17 protein-coding genes and 2 tRNA genes are annotated in these 16,966 nt (G+C 23.2%); 10 read left to right on the plus strand and 9 right to left on the minus strand.

The features are described 5' to 3' along the window. Nucleotides 1–143: 143 nt before the first annotated feature. The gene (locus ACZ5EC_RS02130) at nt 144–1,799 is read left to right on the plus strand and encodes a hypothetical protein (protein WP_464303317.1); all 1,656 of its coding nucleotides are present in this window, start codon (nt 144–146) and stop codon (nt 1,797–1,799) included. A 155-nt stretch (nt 1,800–1,954) separates the two neighbouring features. After that, nucleotides 1,955–2,716, plus strand: a complete 762-nt coding sequence (locus tag ACZ5EC_RS02135; RefSeq protein ID WP_464303318.1) for a slipin family protein — start codon at nt 1,955–1,957, stop codon at nt 2,714–2,716. Between the two features lie 88 nt (nt 2,717–2,804). Here the strand turns inward: ACZ5EC_RS02135 and ACZ5EC_RS02140 are convergent, their stop codons facing one another. From ACZ5EC_RS02140 to ACZ5EC_RS02170, 7 genes are all read right to left on the minus strand, one after another. After that, nucleotides 2,805–3,506, minus strand: a complete 702-nt coding sequence (locus ACZ5EC_RS02140) for a class I SAM-dependent DNA methyltransferase (RefSeq protein WP_464303319.1) — start codon at nt 3,504–3,506, stop codon at nt 2,805–2,807. Between the two features lie 3 nt (nt 3,507–3,509). Continuing rightward, nucleotides 3,510–4,787, minus strand: a complete 1,278-nt coding sequence (locus ACZ5EC_RS02145) for a lipid-A-disaccharide synthase (protein ID WP_464303320.1) — start codon at nt 4,785–4,787, stop codon at nt 3,510–3,512. A gap of 91 nt (nt 4,788–4,878) precedes the next feature. Next, the gene (locus ACZ5EC_RS02150; RefSeq protein ID WP_464303321.1) at nt 4,879–5,391 is read right to left on the minus strand and encodes a GrpB family protein; all 513 of its coding nucleotides are present in this window, start codon (nt 5,389–5,391) and stop codon (nt 4,879–4,881) included. A gap of 10 nt (nt 5,392–5,401) precedes the next feature. Continuing rightward, nucleotides 5,402–5,887: an adenosine-specific kinase gene (locus ACZ5EC_RS02155; RefSeq protein WP_464303322.1), complete on the minus strand. Its 486-nt coding sequence runs from the start codon at nt 5,885–5,887 to the stop codon at nt 5,402–5,404. 131 nt (nt 5,888–6,018) lie between these two features. Beyond that, nucleotides 6,019–7,140 (minus strand): hypothetical protein, encoded by a 1,122-nt coding sequence (locus tag ACZ5EC_RS02160; RefSeq protein WP_464303323.1) that lies wholly within the window; start codon nt 7,138–7,140, stop codon nt 6,019–6,021. 82 nt (nt 7,141–7,222) lie between these two features. Continuing rightward, entirely contained in the window at nt 7,223–8,005 is a 783-nt protein-coding gene (locus tag ACZ5EC_RS02165) for a hypothetical protein (RefSeq protein ID WP_464303324.1), read from the minus strand. Nucleotides 8,006–8,029: 24 nt separating this feature from the next. After that, a complete protein-coding gene (locus ACZ5EC_RS02170) occupies nt 8,030–8,620 on the minus strand; it encodes a ComEA family DNA-binding protein (RefSeq protein WP_464303325.1) in 591 nt (196 codons plus the stop codon). 104 nt (nt 8,621–8,724) lie between these two features. On the opposite strand from ACZ5EC_RS02170, the gene ACZ5EC_RS02175 reads away from it, so the two are divergent. From ACZ5EC_RS02175 to ACZ5EC_RS02190, 4 genes are all read left to right on the plus strand, one after another. Continuing rightward, nucleotides 8,725–9,939: a pyridoxal phosphate-dependent aminotransferase gene (locus ACZ5EC_RS02175; protein ID WP_464303326.1), complete on the plus strand. Its 1,215-nt coding sequence runs from the start codon at nt 8,725–8,727 to the stop codon at nt 9,937–9,939. 22 nt (nt 9,940–9,961) lie between these two features. Next, nucleotides 9,962–11,098: a hypothetical protein gene (locus tag ACZ5EC_RS02180; RefSeq protein WP_464303327.1), complete on the plus strand. Its 1,137-nt coding sequence runs from the start codon at nt 9,962–9,964 to the stop codon at nt 11,096–11,098. Between the two features lie 166 nt (nt 11,099–11,264). After that, nucleotides 11,265–11,338: transfer RNA gene (locus ACZ5EC_RS02185), tRNA-Asp, on the plus strand. Between the two features lie 6 nt (nt 11,339–11,344). Further along, nucleotides 11,345–11,418 (plus strand) — tRNA-Ile (locus tag ACZ5EC_RS02190). A gap of 333 nt (nt 11,419–11,751) precedes the next feature. On the opposite strand, the gene ACZ5EC_RS02195 is transcribed toward ACZ5EC_RS02190, so the two are convergent. Next, nucleotides 11,752–12,012, minus strand: coding sequence for a hypothetical protein (locus tag ACZ5EC_RS02195; protein ID WP_464303328.1), 261 nt, complete (start codon nt 12,010–12,012; stop codon nt 11,752–11,754). A gap of 17 nt (nt 12,013–12,029) precedes the next feature. Next, nucleotides 12,030–12,752, minus strand: coding sequence for an Rpn family recombination-promoting nuclease/putative transposase (locus ACZ5EC_RS02200; RefSeq protein WP_464303329.1), 723 nt, complete (start codon nt 12,750–12,752; stop codon nt 12,030–12,032). A 540-nt stretch (nt 12,753–13,292) separates the two neighbouring features. Here ACZ5EC_RS02200 and ACZ5EC_RS02205 point away from each other — a divergent pair. The 4 genes from ACZ5EC_RS02205 to ACZ5EC_RS02220 all read left to right on the plus strand — a co-directional run bounded on the left by ACZ5EC_RS02205 (nt 13,293) and on the right by ACZ5EC_RS02220 (nt 16,925). After that, nucleotides 13,293–14,495, plus strand: coding sequence for a 6-phosphofructokinase (locus ACZ5EC_RS02205; protein ID WP_464303330.1), 1,203 nt, complete (start codon nt 13,293–13,295; stop codon nt 14,493–14,495). A gap of 324 nt (nt 14,496–14,819) precedes the next feature. After that, nucleotides 14,820–15,128 (plus strand): 2-amino-4-oxopentanoate thiolase subunit OrtA, encoded by a 309-nt coding sequence (ortA, locus tag ACZ5EC_RS02210; RefSeq protein WP_464303331.1) that lies wholly within the window; start codon nt 14,820–14,822, stop codon nt 15,126–15,128. Then, complete coding sequence (gene ortB, locus ACZ5EC_RS02215; RefSeq protein WP_464303332.1) at nt 15,121–16,569, plus strand: 2-amino-4-oxopentanoate thiolase subunit OrtB; 1,449 nt, start codon at nt 15,121–15,123, stop codon at nt 16,567–16,569. Before ortA ends, ortB begins: the two co-directional genes overlap by 8 nt. After that, nucleotides 16,569–16,925 (plus strand): ornithine aminomutase subunit alpha, encoded by a 357-nt coding sequence (locus ACZ5EC_RS02220; protein ID WP_464303333.1) that lies wholly within the window; start codon nt 16,569–16,571, stop codon nt 16,923–16,925. Before ortB ends, ACZ5EC_RS02220 begins: the two co-directional genes overlap by 1 nt. Nucleotides 16,926–16,966: the final 41 nt, after the last annotated feature.

The following is a 16,966-nucleotide window of genomic DNA, read 5'->3' on the forward strand; positions in this document are numbered from 1 at the left end:
AAATATTTTTTAAATGCAAAACATATATTTTGTTTTTTTTGAATAATATTTATTAATTTTAGATATTAAAATATTGAAAAAAATGTTAAATTTTTACTATAAAAGTAGATTGAAAAATTATATAAACATATTATAGATAAAATATGGAAAAAATAAATATGGAAAATACTAACAATAATGAAAATATTTTTGAAAAATTAGTATCTGAATTAAATTATGAAGAAAGGTTAATTTTAAAATCAAAACTTGAAAATGTATTAAATATTACAAATCAATCACAATTAGAATTAATAGAAAAACAAAATGAAAAAAGATTAGAAAATTATTTAAAAGAATATAAAGTTCCATGGTATCAAAAATTATTCTTTTATATTTTATCACTTTTTAAAAGTATTTCTTATCAAGATTATTTAATTTCAAAAATTGAACAGGATTTAAAAATTAAACTTGCAAAATCAAAACCTCATTTTTATAAAAAGAATACTGATACTATTACACTGACTTTTTATAACATTGTTTCTGAAATTTATAGTATTTATTATAAATACACTGATATTATCAATAGGTTCCATAATATTTTTAATAATGAAGATGAAAACAGAAAGTTTATTTTTTATTTAGTTAAAACTAATTTAGATAAATCATTAGCAAAAAAATTTGAGTTTTTTGAGAGAGAAAATGTAAAAAACTTTATTTTAAATAATAAAGATTATAAAAGTAAATTGTTTGAGCATAAAAAAGTTTTTGAAAAAGAAATTTCATTTGCTTTAAAAGATAAAATAGAACCAATTTATAATTTTATCTATTCTTTTTTTAAATTTTTTGAATTAGATTTTAATTTGTTTTTTAATCAAGTTAAAAATAAAAAAAGTCCTGAAAATGTTGATGTTAAAAGTATATCATTTTTTCTTATAGAATTTTATAAAGCAGTTAATGCAATTCAGATTGAAAAAGCTGACATGATTAGGACTATTAATTCAAGTTTAAATTATATTAAAAAAAATAATAATGATTATGTAGAATTTGATATAGATGATTTAGAGCAGTTTTTAAAGAATATATCAAAACTTCAATCATCAAAAAGTTTAGAATTACTTTTTAAAATTGCACTTTCAAACCCTGTTGCAAGTTTCCCTTCTATTAGATATAACATAGAGATAAAAAAAACTTTTTACTCATATTTTGATAAGTATTTTAAAGATTTGATTTTTGATCTTGAAAATGAAATTAGGATAGAAAAAAAACAATCTGTTCTTTCACAACTGGAAAGTGAAAATTTTGAATATTTTAATTTAAAATATATAAATAAAGATTTTATGAAATTACTAAAAAAGTATTCATTACCAACTTTAAATAATTTTGAAAATTTTTATATTTTATCATCTTTTTATTATACTAAATGGAATAAAGAATTCAGAAATATGCTACAAAACATTATTGCCTTTAAATATTATGTATTACCTGCAAAGTATATTAATAAATTAAATGATATTTTTATGGATATAGACAGTCTGGATTTTGAAATAAATAATATTGATAATGAAACTCAAAAATTATTATTAAATATTAGAAATACATTTAAAAATGTAGAACAGTTAAATGACAAATCACTACTAGCTATAATTCAAGCTGAAATTGCTAAAATTGATATGCTCTTGGAAAATTTTAATAAATCTTTTTATGAAATGATAGTTGGAATAACATCAATCTTAAATTATAATAAAAGTGATCAAGATATTTTAAAATTTTTAACGGGTATAGAATGGTGGGAAAATATTTTTAGAATTTTATTTTTTTAAAAAAAACAATAAAAAAAATGATTGATATAAAGATATGATTAAATAAAAAATAAAATTGACATTAGAAAAAACATATATATAATTTTCTTATTAGGAATATTTTCTAAAATTGTTTTATAAGTTTTATTAATTTTATAAAAGTAAAGGAGGATTTTATGCTTTATGCTATTTATACTTTAATACTTATAGTTATTTTCTTTATTATCAACTCTATTAGAATTGTAAAAGAGTATGAAAGGGGAGTAATTTTTAGACTTGGTAGAATTATTGGAGCAAAAGGACCAGGTTTGTTTTTTGTTATCCCATTTATTGATAAGATGTTTAAAATCTCTTTAAGAACTGTAACAATGGATGTTCCAGTACAGGAAGTTATTACAAAAGACAATATTCCTGTAAAGGTTAATGCTGTTGCATATTTTAGAGTAATGGACCCTGTTAAAGCTGTAGCAGAAGTTGAAAATTATGCTTTAGCTACATCTCAAATTTCTCAAACAACATTAAGATCTGTTGTAGGGCAGGTTACTTTAGATGAACTTTTGGGTGAAAGAGATAAAATTAATATCTCTTTACAAAAGATAATTGACCAGCAAACTGACCCCTGGGGTATTAAAGTATCAATTGTAGAGATTAAAGATGTACAAATCCCTGAACAAATGCAAAGGGCAATTGCTCATCAAGCCGAAGCAGAAAGGGATAGAAGAGCGAAAATCATCAATGCTGAAGGTGAATTTCAAGCAGCACAAAAAATCTCTGAGGCTGCACAGATTATACAAAAAGAGCCTGCTGCATTACAATTGAGATATTTACATACACTTACTGAAATTTCTGCTGATAAGAATAGTACAATTATTTTTCCTTTACCAATTGAATTTTTTAAAGGTTTTGTAAATTTAATAAAAGATGACAAAGAAAAATAAATTCATTTATATTTTAATTATTTTGTAAAATAAAATTTATTCAATAAAAAAAGAAATTTAAAAAAGGGGAACTGGAAGTTCCTCTTTTTTATTTTTTAACCAAATATAAAGTTGATATTAATTTTTCTTTTTCATATATTTCTTTTTTTTCAATTATCTTAAAATGGGTTAGGGATAAAAATTTTTCAATTTTGCAATTTGTGTGATTATAATGTTCAATAATAAATTTTTTATTCATAGCTGATAAAATTGGTGCTGACTTTTGTGGTATATTATTAAAAATGAAATAACCATCTTTGTTTAAGAGTTTATAAATATTATGAAAGAAAATATCTGGATTTTTTATATGAACAAGTAAAAAAAAAGAAAAAATAAGATGATAGAAAATAGAATAATTTTTCGTAAATTCTTCAATAAAATGTTCAGAATCAAGATTTAATTTAAAAAAATGACCTTCTTTTACCTTTTTTTTAGCTAATTTAAGCATATTTTCTGAGATATCAATACCAGTATAGTTGTAAGTTATTTGATATATTTTATTATTTACATTAATTTTATTAATTTTTTCTTTACAGAGATTATATACTCTTTTTAATACTCTACCATCTCCACAACCTGCATCAAGAATGTTTATAGAAAGGGGTGGATTAATTGATTTTATAAGGATTTTAAGTGCTTGAGTAATAAAAACTCTGGAAATTTCCCAATCAAAAGAATCTAAATGTTTATAATCATTTTTATATTCTTTATAATATAAATCATAACCTTTTTGAGGTGATATATATTTCATAACTTATACTAACTCTATAATTTTTTTTGCATATTTTGAAATCGCATCTTTAGAATAATCTTTTTCAAGTATATTTAAAATTTCTTTCATTTTTAATTTCTTGTTGTTATAATATGAAGTATCTTCTATCAGTTTTTTACTCTCTTCAATAAGTTCTTTATAATTCATTTTCTTTTGCAAGAATTCTTTAGCAACTTCTGTTTTTCCAATAATATTAGCCATTCCTACCCATTTAGTATTAACAAAAAGCTTTCCAAGGAAAAATGTTAATCCAGAAATCTTATAACATATAAGCATAGGTACATTTAGGATTAATCCTTCTAATGTTGCTGTACCAGATGCCATAAGTGAAAATAATGCATTTTTGTAAATCCAGTAGTAATTTTTAGAAATTGTGAAAATGAATTTTTCTTTTATTTCATTACCATTTTCTCTATTGATAATATTTAGAATATCATTTTCAAAATTTTTATTTGATATGGGGAGGATAGTAATAATATTGTACTCTTTAAAAAGAGTTCTTGCAACTCTTACAAATAGTGGAAGTAATGTTTTAATTTCTTGTTTTCTTGAACCTGGCATTAGATAAATATACTTAAGCTTTTTGGTATTTTTAACAAAAACTGATTTAATGTATTCACTATATTCAAAATTATTAAAACTTTTATATCTTTGAAATTCGATTTCCCTTTTTTCTAAAATGTTAATAATAGTTTTTATATCATTATCAATTAATGGAGTTTCAAATTGTTCTTTTAAGTACTCTAAATCAAAAAAAGGGTGGCCAAAAAAGAAGCTATTTATTGAATTAATTTTTTTGTATTCAATATAATCTTCTTTAAAGGGAATAAAAAAATAATCTATTGATTTTTGCAATTTTTTCCCATTCCATTTTCCCCATATTGCTATTGGTGGTGGGAAATAATAAATTGTTTTAACATTAGCTTTTTTTATTTCAAATGAGAGGGGAATATTAAATCCCTGATTATCAATAAAGATAAAAATATCAGGTTTTCTTATTTCTATCTCTTTTAAAAGTTTTTTTCCTAATTTATATCTGTCGAAAACATAAGGTAATGATTCTATAATACCAACTGAAGATCTATGAGTTAGATCATGAAGAATTTCTATCCCTGAAGATTCCATAATGGGTCCACCAATCCCAAAACCTTTAATATCAATATTGGGGAATTCTTTTTTTATTCTTTTGAAAAGATAACCACCATGCAAATCACCTGAAACTTCTCCAGCACAAAAACCTATAGTTAAAGACTTTTTCAATTTATTTATCCTTTAAATTGATTTCTATTTTTATAATTTATATTTCTATTTATTTGTTTTTATTTTTATTTATTTTTGTAATAAGAAAAATTTAAAATTTTAAAGCTTTATTTTCTATCCTTTTTATAAATCTAATTTTCCCTTCAATGTATTTTTCTAAATCACTTTTATATTGTTTATTTAAACGTTTTTTTAAATTAGAATATTTTAAAGCCCAATATGGATTTTTAATTAGATAATTTTTAAAAGCTAAATGTCTTTTTATATTTTTTGTATTTTCTTCAAATATGTGAATGTGAACAAGATGTTTTATACCATCCTTTTTTACAAAATATCTTCTCCCTTTTATCCCTTTTTCTCCTTCAGCAATATAACCATTTTTATAAAATAATTTATAATATTTGTCAATTTTGTTAATATTTCTAACTGAAACAAGAATATCAATTATAGGTTTAGCAACAATAGAATTAATTGAGGTGCTTCCTATATGATAAATCCCTGTCAATTCATTTTTAAGAATTTTTGTAATTATTTGTTTTTCTTTTATAAAGTTTTTTATCCAAATTTTATTGTATTTTGATAATTGTAAAATTCTTTTTTCCAAAATTCACCTTTTATTTTTCTTTATAACCAAATTGTCTTATTATATCTTTTCTCCATTTTTTGTCTTCATCATTTTCAACACCTAATGGTGTAAATCCATCCAGTACCCCTAATATTCCTCTTTTTTCTCCGTCATCATAAATTATTATGTCCGTTGGGTTTGCTGTAGCACAAAATATTCTACAAACTTCAGTAACATTTTTAATTGAATTTAATATGTTTACTGGAAACAAATTTTCTAAAAAAATTATAAAGCTATGGCCAGCTCCAATTTTTTTAGCATTTTTAATAGCCAGGTCTATCATTTTTTCTGATGTACCAGTATATCTAATAAGTCTTTTACCTGATGCTTCACAAAATGCAATACCAAATTTAGCATCTGGTACAGTTTGTACTATCGCTTCATATAAATCTTCGATTGTTTTAATGAAATGTGATTGCCCAAGTATAAAATTAATTTCATCAGGTTTTTCAATCTCAATTTTTTTTAATTCCATTATCTCCTCCGTTTTGATAATAAAATATTTTTTGTTTTTAATTTAATTTTTATTTAAAATATCAAAAAAAGAATTTATAAAAATTAATATTTAAAGTATATGTTGTAGATATTAATAAGGATAAAACATATTTAAAAAGATAAAAATAAAGAAGTAATAGCTTCGTCAAAACTTGTTATATAAATTTCTTTTATTTTAAAAACAGGTTCAATTTCAGTTTGAATTTCATAATCTTTAAGAATAGATTTAAAATTATTTTTAAAAGATTCAATCTTATTTTTTTCTAATCTAGAATATTCTTCATCTGAATGAAATTTATCAATTATAGGTATTTCAAATATGATTGTTTTGTAATTTATATTAATAAGATCATGAGATTTATAAAAAATATCTAAAAATTTGAAAAAGTTTTGTAGATCATCAAGAGCAATTTTATTTATAATTGATGGAAAATTTAGTATTTTTAGAATAACTATTTTATAAATTTTTTTATTATTGATTTTGGAAATGGTATTTTTTATTAAATCAACTGAAGGTTCAATATTTATATTTCTTATTTTAAACAGGTTATAAACATAATTAATAAGATTATCTAAAAATATAGAGAGTATATCAAAAAAATATTCGTTAATTTTTAATTCTTCAAGTGTAACTTCAAAAAACACAAAAATGTTCAAGTTTCCTTGAATATTTGTTTTAAAAAAGAAAATATCTTTATTAATATCAAATTTAGTTTTCAAATTTATAATACTTTCATCTATGTACAAAATTTGTTCATTTTCTAAAATTAATTCTTCCAGTTCCTTATATTTTTTATTAACATTATTCATTATTTTATATTTTTTAGAAAAAACATAAATATTATCAATAAAAATGTAATTTTTTACATTTTTAATTACAAAATCTATTAAATTATTGAATGTTAAAAAGTTTCTATATCTTGATTTAAAAATTTTAAAATTTGAAAGTAATATATCAAGAACTTCTATTTTATTTCCATATTTTATTTTTTTCTTTTTAAATAACTTCTCAACTTCATTTTCCTGGATTTTAATTGGGGTTAACTCATAATCAAAATCCATATTTGTTTTATTTTTTTTAATTTTGTTTTTAATGTTTTCCTTTATTTTTTCTTTTGTTAACAATTTCTTTTTTTCAGCTTTAACTCTTTTTACATTTTTTAATTCCTCTTCAGAAAGTAAAATGTTGTCAGGTTTTTGTAAAATTTTTTCTGCTTTCTCTAATAAACTCATAATACTATTTTTTTAAATTATTTTGGATATAACAAATTATTTTACATATAATATTTTAAATATATTACCTTTATGTTTTAATTTATTTTTCATTTTGAAGTTCTTTTAATATCTTTTTATAAAGAGAAAAATATTTGGAATTTGCAAATTCTTCTATTTTTTCTTCAGGTAGTGCATCTAATAAGTTATCAATATAATTTAATATATCTTTAATTTCTGTTTTTAGATATTTATCGTTTATAGAAATATTTTTATCTTTATCTTTTAATTCAGAATTTTTTATCTCTTCTAAATCTTTTACATTATATAACGATTCATCTATAAGATTTTTATTATCATCAATTTCTTCATTTTCAAGTATCTGCATATCATCAGAAATTATGTCTTTTTCTTCATCTTCTATTATATCTTTTGTTTTAACTTCTGTTAATTTGTCTAGTAATAAGTTTCTCTGGGAATCTTCAATTTGTGATTTGTTTTGATTTGTTTCAGAGTTACCCTCTTTAATAAAATATTGTATTTTTTTTTGTTTTTCATAATATTCATAAAGTTCATTAATATTAATTTCAACAACTTCATCACTATCTACATCATCTATTATTATTTTTTCACTATTAAGATTGCTATTATCTTTGTTAGGAATTGTATTTATCTCTTCTTCAATAATATTTTTATATTTATCTTTAGTATTTTCTTTAAAATCACTATTATCATCAATAAAGGTATTATTAGATTCTTGTTCAATGTTTTTATTATTGAAATTTTCAGCTTTATCTATAATATCAAATAGTTCATTTTCAGATACTATTATATGTTTATCTTTTTCATCAAAATCGAAGAAGGAATTATTATTTGATTTTTCCATAGATTATTGTTCCTTTTATATCTCTTATTGAATTTTAATATATGGTTTTATTTTTTCAAGTGTTTTAGGTCCAATCCCTTTTATTTTGAGCAGATCGGATAAAGATTTAAACTTTCCATTTATATTCCTGTATTCAATTATTCTATTTGCTAACACAGGGCCAATTCCTGGTATTGATTCCAATTTTTTTAAATTCGCTTTATTTATATCAATTTTATTTAAAGGAAAGTTTGTAGTATAGTTAGATTCATTGGTATTATTTTTAATATTTTTATTAAAATCATTATTTTGTATGTTCTGGTTATTATCTAAAGGATTTGAATTATTAGAAGAATTATTTGTTACTCCAATGTCTTTTAAATTTGTATCTTTATTAACTATTTGGTTTTCTTTGCTATTTAAGTTAATTTTGTATTTATCAATTATATCATTTAATAATTTTTCATTTATTTCTCTAAAATTATTGGAATTAATTTCATTTGAACTTAGAATTTCTTCCGAGCTGTTATTTATTATAAATTGATTTAATCTTGGTTTGATTTGATTTGAAAAATAGATGAAAACAAAAGTAATAGCAAGAAGAAAAATAATAAATTTTAAGTTTTTCTTTTTCATATCAATATTTAAAAGTTTATTGTAAAAAATTCAACTTAAAATATTCTTTATTCTTGACAATAAAAGCTATTTTTTTAAACTATAAAAAAATTAAGGAAACTGCTATGAAATTATCAAGAAGGTCTAAGTTTATGCCATCTTCACCTATTAGAAAACTTGTTCCTTATGCTAATCAAGCAAAGAGTAAAGGTATAAAGGTTTATCATTTAAATATTGGACAACCAGATATAGAAACACCTGAAGTATTTTTTAATGCAGTAAAAAATTTTAATGAACCTGTTTTAGCATATGGTCCTTCTTCAGGATATGATTTTTTAAAGGAAGCAATGAAAGATTATTTTAAAAGGTATAACATAGAGTTAGAAACTGATGACATTTGTATAACTAATGGTGGTTCTGAAGCAATTTCATTTGCTTTAGATGTTGTTTGTGATAAAGGGGATGAAGTTATTGTTTTTGAACCATTTTATGCTAATTATGCAGGTTATGCAGCAGCTTCTGGAGTTAAACTTGTTCCTGTTACTTTAAAAGCAGAAGATGCTTTTCATATAAAAGATTTTGATAAAATTGTTCAACTTATTTCACCATCAACAAAAGCAATATTAATAGGTTCACCAAATAATCCTACAGGTACTATCCTTTCAAAAGAAGAGATAACAAAAATATTTGAAATAGCTGAAAAATATGATCTTTTTATTTTATCTGATGAAGTTTATAAAGAATTTATTTATACGGGTGAAAAACATTTTTCAGTATTAGAATTACCAAATCCTGAAAGAGTAATTGTAATTGACTCGATTTCAAAAAGATTTTCTGCATGTGGAGCTAGAATTGGTTCAATTATTACTAAAAATAAATTGGTAATGGAAAACATTCTTAAATTTGCAATGGCAAGATTATGTCCACCTACTCTTGAACAGGTTGGTGCAGCAGCAGCTTATAAATTACCTGCAGATTATTTTGACCCGGTAAGAGAAGAATATAAAAAAAGAAGAGATATATGTTATGATGTTTTATCAAAGATTGATAATGTTATTATTAATAAACCTGAAGGTGCTTTTTATATGGTAGCAAAACTTCCAGTTAAAAATGCTGAAATTTTTGCTAAATGGATGTTAACTGATTTTAATATTGATAATGAAACTACAATGGTCGCTCCAGCTGCAGGGTTTTATCAAACTCCTCACCTGGGTATTGATGAAATTAGAATAGCTTATGTTTTAAAAGAAGAAAATCTTAAAAAAGCTTTATATATCTTGCAAGAAGGTTTAAAAAAGTACATAACAATTGAAGATTCTATTTTAGAAAAAATGGTTTAAAACTAAAAGATAAGGTATTAACATGAAAAAAATTTTAGTAACTAACACTTCTGTACTTTTAAATGATAAAATTTTAAATAATAAAAACATTTTAGTTGAAAATAATAAACTAAAAATTCAAAATTTTAGTGAAAAGGAAGATAATTTATTGGTAATAAATGGGGAAGGTAAACTAGTTTTACCTTCTTTTTTACTTTTTAAAAATACAATTTTTGATGTTCTTCCATACAAATATTTAAATGAATTCAAATCTGAATTTGAACTGGATAAAGATGTTTTTAAAAATTTACCATTTGATATTGTTGAAAAAACTCTTAATGTAATTTCTAAAAGAATTGCTCTAAATGGTCATTCCATACTTTTTTATTCCCATCTATCCTATCAAATGGTAAAAAATTCTCTTTTAACCATATCTAAAAAATTGGAAAAAGAGTATTTTATTAGAACTTCTTTATCATATTTCAATAATGATAAATTACCTGAACAGATTATTTTATCAAAAAAAGAAAATCAAGATTTTAAAACTTATTCAAGTAATATTGATTCAAATTTTAAATCTCATCATACTTCATATTATTTTCCAAATAATTTTGAAGAAATTGAATTAGATAAAATTAATCATTTTTATTTTGGTATAGGTACAGAAAAGGATTATTATGAAAAATATGTTAGAATGATTCCTGATGATTCACTTGGCTTTATCCAATTTGAAGATGATAAATTAACATTGGATTTTGAACCTTCTTTTAACACCTATCTTCTCATTAATGAAGACAGATTTAATAATCAAGAATTTTCAAAAGCTTTTATGAAAAAGATTGAAAAAAATCCTGAATTAAATTTTTTTATTGTTTGTGGGTATAATGTTTATAATGTTTTTAATGCTTTTTTTCATATTTTTAAATTAACCAAAGATATAAATATAATAAAAGTATTAAAGAACCAAATTATAAATCTTCAAAAAATTCCAGAATTTCTATTTAAGGATAAAATAGGTAAAATTGATAATAACTATACTGCTGATTTTTCAATTATTGATCTTTTGGGTTTTCCTGTTGAGGATTTTGACCAATTTATTGATTTTATTTTACTTTATTATCTAGAAAGACCTTACCCTTCAACAATTATACAGGATGGTAAAATTATTTATAATAAATAGTTTTAATAAATATTTTGTATAAGTTAAATATTTAAATATTATGATATTTTAAATAGAGTTAAAAATATTAATTGTAGGTGTAAAAGTAAGATTTTTAAATAATTTTTAAAAAGTTTTAAAATTTAGTTGACAAAAAAATTGTATTTGGTAAATACATAGCACACATGGGGGTGTGGCGAAGTTGGTTATCGCGCCGGCCTGTCAAGCCGGAGATCGCGGGTTCGATCCCCGTCACTCCCGTTTCTTGGGCCCTTAGCTCAATCGGTTAGAGCGGCTGACTCATAATCAGTAGGTTCCAGGTTCAAGTCCTGGAGGGCCCACATCACTTTTTAATTTCCTAAATAAAATCAATAATAAAATTTCATTATAATTTTTCTAATAAACTAGTAACCAATGTAAAATTATAGTATTCTTATTAATGTATAAAAATTACTGTATTTGTTACAGTTAATGATAAAATTGAAAATTGTTGAATTTTCATTAAATAAATATAAACAAATATATATATCATAATTGAAATTATTCGACTGGATTATAGTTGCCAAGGGCTAAAAAGATTAAATATTAGATTATAGTTAATGTTTAAAAATAATTAAATAATAAAATTTCATAACTATACTAAGGAGAATAATTTCAATTATGATATGAACTTTTTATTTTTTAAATATCTCAATAATTTCAATTTTATTATTAACAAATAGGATTTTTTCTATCCCTCTCTCAAGCTTATCTCTATCAAAACAATTTAATATAATCTGTTTTTCTTCATCACTTATTCCAAATTTTAAATCTATCTGTTTTATTAAAACCTGTTGCTTATCAAGTATTTGTCCTTCAAGTTTTCCTTTAATTTCACCTTCTTTTAATCCTTCTATTTTACTTTCTTTTATCAATGATTCTAATATAGATGGCATCTTGCTCTCCTTCTCTTCTATTTTTTTATCACCATTTCTCTATCTCCACTTTTCAATATTGCAAATATATATACATAAAATATACCTTTTATCTCGCTATTTTTAATCTCTTCATCTATTATATCAAGTATACGGTATATTATTTCCTTATCCTCTTCTGCTTTATATTTTAATACATCAAGGGCTAATTTCAAGTATCTATTATAATTCATTGCTTTATAACTTAATTTATTCTTACTATCATTAAAAAATAGATATTTAAAATTTAGTAAATAGTTTTTAAAATTATTCTTAATATTTTTGTCTATTTTAAAATTATTTATAAATTCTGTATCAATATCCCATTTGCTTTTACCATGATAAAATACAACAGGTAATATTAAAGATAAATCTTTATTATTTTGAAAATCTTTTTCCCATTTAACTAACATATATCTTAAAAGTTGAATAAAGATTGCATTATCTTTATAGGATTTATGTTCAAAGAGGAAGTATATGTTAATATTATGTTTAGAGTTAATTAAATTAGTTTCAAAGACAAGGTCAGCGAATCTATTTTTAAATTCTTTTGTAATGTAAGAAGATTCAACAATTTTTAGATTATTGATATTGATATATTTTTTAATATTATCTGGTAATATGATATTAATAAAGTCCTTAGCATTATTAATATTTTTAAAAACTATTTTAAAGAAAGTATCATGGGGATGTTTAATAAAATTATAATATAGTTCTTTCATAAAGCATAATCCTTTTTTATTTGTCTTTTATTATTTATAGACAATAAAATATTTAAAAAAGTTGCAGAAATAAAAAAATTTTTTTTAGAGATTGTTAATTACCTAAGATTAAAGTAATATAATGACTTCGTGATAGGTGAAATTAATAATAAAATTTGAAATTATTATTGTTGATTTAATAAGTTAAATATATATGTCTATCCTTATTATAATTTTTCGAACGATTGTTAGTTGCCAAAGGCTAAACAGAAGATATTATTTGATTTTTTTAAATGTTTTAAAAGTATTAAATTCTAAATCTGCACAACTAACCTAGTGAGAAAAAATTTTAATAATGATAGAATTAATTTCTTATTTTTTAAATATCTCAATAATTTCAATTTTATTATTTATTGAATGTTTTGTTATTGAAATTTATTTTTAAAAGTATATTTATTAAATAAGCTAAACAACTAATTTTGTTAATTCTGTTTTCAATCATAATATAAAAAAATTTAAAATATAAAAATTAAAAATAATTATAAGAATAAGGGGGATATAATGGGGAAAAAAAGAATAGGGTTATTCACTGGAGGTGGGGATTGCGGAGGACTTGAGGCTGTTATTAGAGGGGTAGTTTTTGCTGCTTATAAAGAAGGTTGGGAAATTGTTGGAATACCTAATGGTTATCTTGGACTATATAATCTTGATAAAAACCCTGGTGTTGTTATAAAACCCCAATTAGTAGATAATAGAGCAAAAAAATGTGGAACAATTATTGGAACTTCCAGAGTTAAACTTAATACTATTCCCGATGGATTTGATAAAGTTAAAGAAAATTTAAAAAAAGCTGGTATTGAAATACTTATAGGTTCAGGAGGTGATGATACTTCACTAGTTTTAGAAGAATTGTCCAATCATGGATTTAAAGTTGTTTGGGTTCCAAAAACTATGGATCTTGATATTTTACCTTATTCTGTTGGGGGTTCTTCTGCAATAAATAAAATTGCAGATAGTGTTTATGAACTTAGGACAACTGCAAGATCTCATGATAGAATTATGGTTGTAGAAGTATTTGGTCGATATGTTGGTCATACTGCTTTGTATGGTGGTGTTGCAGGTCAAGCTGATATGATTTTAATTCCTGAAATTCCTGTTGATATTGATTTTATGTATAATGAAATATTGAAAAAATATAAAGAAAGAATCGAAAATTCTAGATTTAGAAAAGGTTGGTATATGATTGTAGTTTCTGAAGGGATAAAAGATTTAAGAACTGGTGATTATATTACAGCTTCAAAGGAGATGGATCATTTTGGACATGTACAATTAGGTGGAGCAGGAGAATATATAACTCATATTATTAAAACAAAATTAAAACAGGATGACAGTATAAAGCAATTTCTTAAAAAATATGGTTTATTTATTGAAGGTGTTAGAGAAGTTCCTAATGTTAGATCCGTTAATCTTGGGCATACCATAAGATCTGGAATTTCAGATGCATATGATGCAACCCAAGGTCAAAAATTGGGTACAGCAGCAGTTGAACTTGTAAAAAGAGAACTTTTTGGATATGGAGTGGCAGATGTAGAAGCAGACAAAATTGATATAATTCCAATAGGTGAATTAAGAAAACAAAGAGCTGTAAATATGGAAACAGTTGCTTTATATGAAAAAATGGGATATTCATTTGGACGAAAAGCTGTAGAATATAAACCAGAAATTAGAAAAATTTCTCCAAAAGAATTAAGACGAATTTTTTAATTATTGTTTTTTATAAATTAATAGATGGAAAAATTAAAATCAAATAAATAATGTAAAATTAATACTAATAATAAAAAATAGATATTATAATGATAAGAAATTGATAATAACTAAATAAAATTAAATTAAATTAAATAAATGTGAATTAAATAAAAAAATATTTAAAATAAATAAGTAAAAAAATGATGGAAAATATAAAAAATTATTTCTATAAATAATAAACAAAAAAATAAATAGAAAAAATAATAAAAAATATAAAATATAAAATATTAAATATAAAATATTAAATATTAAAAAAAAATTATTTTTATTTTGGAGATGTTTATGATAAAAAAAGGGACATGGGTTAAAATAGAAAAGGTTCTACTTAAACCCCAACAGAGAGCTTCTCATCTACCAGAAGAAACAAAAAAAGTACCATATATTATGCATATATGTGGATATCTTGTTGAAGATGCAAATCTAGGTGAAGAGGTTACTATAAAAACAAAGATTTGTAGAACACACAAAGGAAAACTTATTGAAGTAAACCCTTCATTTAAACATAATTTTGGAACTACTATACCAGAACTTATAGACATAAATATATCTTTGAGAAAAGAACTGCAAGAGTTAGGAGAAAAAAATGGATAAAAGTTATGATAGTGTAATGAAAAGAAAAAATGATATAATGAAAAAAGCTTTAGGTTTGGATTATTCAAAGTATGAATATGGTAGTATAGCATTTGATTATGAGCAGATGATGAATGATGTTGGATTTTCAATTCATGAAGTTGCTTCAATACAAAATAATGTAAAAGTTGGAAATACCCCTTTATATTATCTTTCTAATATTACAAAACTTGTAAGAAAATATGCACCAAAAGGAAAAGGTGCAAAAATTTATTTAAAAGATGAAGCAGCAAATGCATCAGGTTCCTTTAAAGCTAGAAGAGCAGCATTATCTGTTTTTAAAGCAAAACAATTAGGGTATGAAGGTGTTATTGCAGCAACTTCAGGAAATTATGGAGCTGCTGTTGCTTCTCAAGCTGCTATGAGAGGATTAAAATGTATTATTATTCAAGAAGTTTTTGACTCAAAATATAAAGAACAACCTGAAATTGTAGAAAAAGCTAGAAAATGTGATGCTTATGGTGCTGAAGTTATAATGTGTTCTGTAGGACCTGAATTATTTTATACTCTTCTTCTAACTTTAGAAGAAACTGGGTATTTTAATGCTTCTTTATACACACCATTTGGTATCGCAGGGGTTGAAACTTTAGGATATGAATTAATTCAACAAATAAGAAAAGTTGAAGATAGAGATCCTGATGCTGTTGTTATCACTCATGCAGGTGGAGGCAATTTAACAGGAACAGCCAGAGGTATATTGAAGGCAAAAGCTGAAACAAATGAAAAAAATTTTACAGAAATTGTAGGTTGCTCTGTTGATTTAACAGGTTTACATATGGCATCAGATATTGATTTTAATAGAAAATCTTTTACAACAGGGCATACCGGTTTTGGTGTGCCTTTTGCAACATGGCCTGATAGAACTGATACACCTCGAAATGCAGCAAGACCTTTAAGATATATGGATAAATACATTACTGTTACTCAGGGTGAAGTTTTTTATGCAACAGAGATGTTAGCAGCATTGGAAGGATTGGAAAGGGGACCTGCAGGTAATACATCATTAGCAGGTGCAATTAATTTAGCTATGCAAATGGACCAGGATCAAATAATTGTTGTTCAAGAAACAGAATATACCGGTGCTGGAAAACATCCTCAACCACAGCTTACATTTGCTAAAGAGAATGGGATAGAAATATTAAGGGGAGACCCTAGAAAATCCATAAATGGTAAAAATATTATTTTACCAGAAAATTTATCTGATTTTTATTATAATGAATTATCAATGGAAAAGTTGAAAATTTCTTATTTGAGAAATCTTATTAATCATTATCCTAATGTTAGATTAGGTGAAGAGGATTTTGAATTTCTTGAAAATGATATTTATGCTGATGGTAAATGGATAAAGGATAATTTGTTTAAGATACTTTCTGAATTAAAAAAATCAAAGGAGTCAAAATAATGAATTCAAGACTAGAAAGACAAGATGATTTTGAAAAAAGAAGGGAACATTTAAAAAATTTAACAGATGAACAGTTGAAAAAAAGATTCTGGGAATTAACTGATAAAATTGTACAACCAATGATTGAAATGGCAAAAAAATATACTTCACCTTCAATAGAAAGGTCTGTTTTATTAAGAATGGGGTTTAATTCTATTGAAGCAAAAAAAATTGTAGAAATAATTACGAAAAATGAATTATTAGGACATGGAGCAGGAAATATTGTTTTAAAAGTAGCAAAAAAAGAAAATATTAATTATAAAGAAGCAGGATTAAAAATAATAGAAGGTTATGATATTCAAAGTTTATATAGTTAGCGTATTATGTAGTTTATCTATATTTTGTTTATAGATAGACT

This window comes from Exilispira thermophila, from assembly GCF_055389015.1.

Bases quoted from the DNA above. Each gene is read 5' to 3' on its own strand.
- ortA (WP_464303331.1), top strand. From the start codon at position 14,820: ATGATAAAAAAAGGGACATGGGTTAAAATAGAAAAGGTTCTACTTAAA.
- ACZ5EC_RS02155 (WP_464303322.1), bottom strand. From the start codon at position 5,887: ATGGAATTAAAAAAAATTGAGATTGAAAAACCTGATGAAATTAATTTT.
- ACZ5EC_RS02160 (WP_464303323.1), bottom strand. From the start codon at position 7,140: ATGAGTTTATTAGAGAAAGCAGAAAAAATTTTACAAAAACCTGACAAC.
- ACZ5EC_RS02140 (WP_464303319.1), bottom strand. From the start codon at position 3,506: ATGAAATATATATCACCTCAAAAAGGTTATGATTTATATTATAAAGAA.
- ACZ5EC_RS02175 (WP_464303326.1), top strand. From the start codon at position 8,725: ATGAAATTATCAAGAAGGTCTAAGTTTATGCCATCTTCACCTATTAGA.
- ACZ5EC_RS02205 (WP_464303330.1), top strand. From the start codon at position 13,293: ATGGGGAAAAAAAGAATAGGGTTATTCACTGGAGGTGGGGATTGCGGA.
- ACZ5EC_RS02130 (WP_464303317.1), top strand. From the start codon at position 144: ATGGAAAAAATAAATATGGAAAATACTAACAATAATGAAAATATTTTT.
- ACZ5EC_RS02170 (WP_464303325.1), bottom strand. From the start codon at position 8,620: ATGAAAAAGAAAAACTTAAAATTTATTATTTTTCTTCTTGCTATTACT.
- ACZ5EC_RS02180 (WP_464303327.1), top strand. From the start codon at position 9,962: ATGAAAAAAATTTTAGTAACTAACACTTCTGTACTTTTAAATGATAAA.
- ACZ5EC_RS02200 (WP_464303329.1), bottom strand. From the start codon at position 12,752: ATGAAAGAACTATATTATAATTTTATTAAACATCCCCATGATACTTTC.
- ACZ5EC_RS02165 (WP_464303324.1), bottom strand. From the start codon at position 8,005: ATGGAAAAATCAAATAATAATTCCTTCTTCGATTTTGATGAAAAAGAT.
- ortB (WP_464303332.1), top strand. From the start codon at position 15,121: ATGGATAAAAGTTATGATAGTGTAATGAAAAGAAAAAATGATATAATG.
- ACZ5EC_RS02220 (WP_464303333.1), top strand. From the start codon at position 16,569: ATGAATTCAAGACTAGAAAGACAAGATGATTTTGAAAAAAGAAGGGAA.
- ACZ5EC_RS02135 (WP_464303318.1), top strand. From the start codon at position 1,955: ATGCTTTATGCTATTTATACTTTAATACTTATAGTTATTTTCTTTATT.
- ACZ5EC_RS02195 (WP_464303328.1), bottom strand. From the start codon at position 12,012: ATGCCATCTATATTAGAATCATTGATAAAAGAAAGTAAAATAGAAGGA.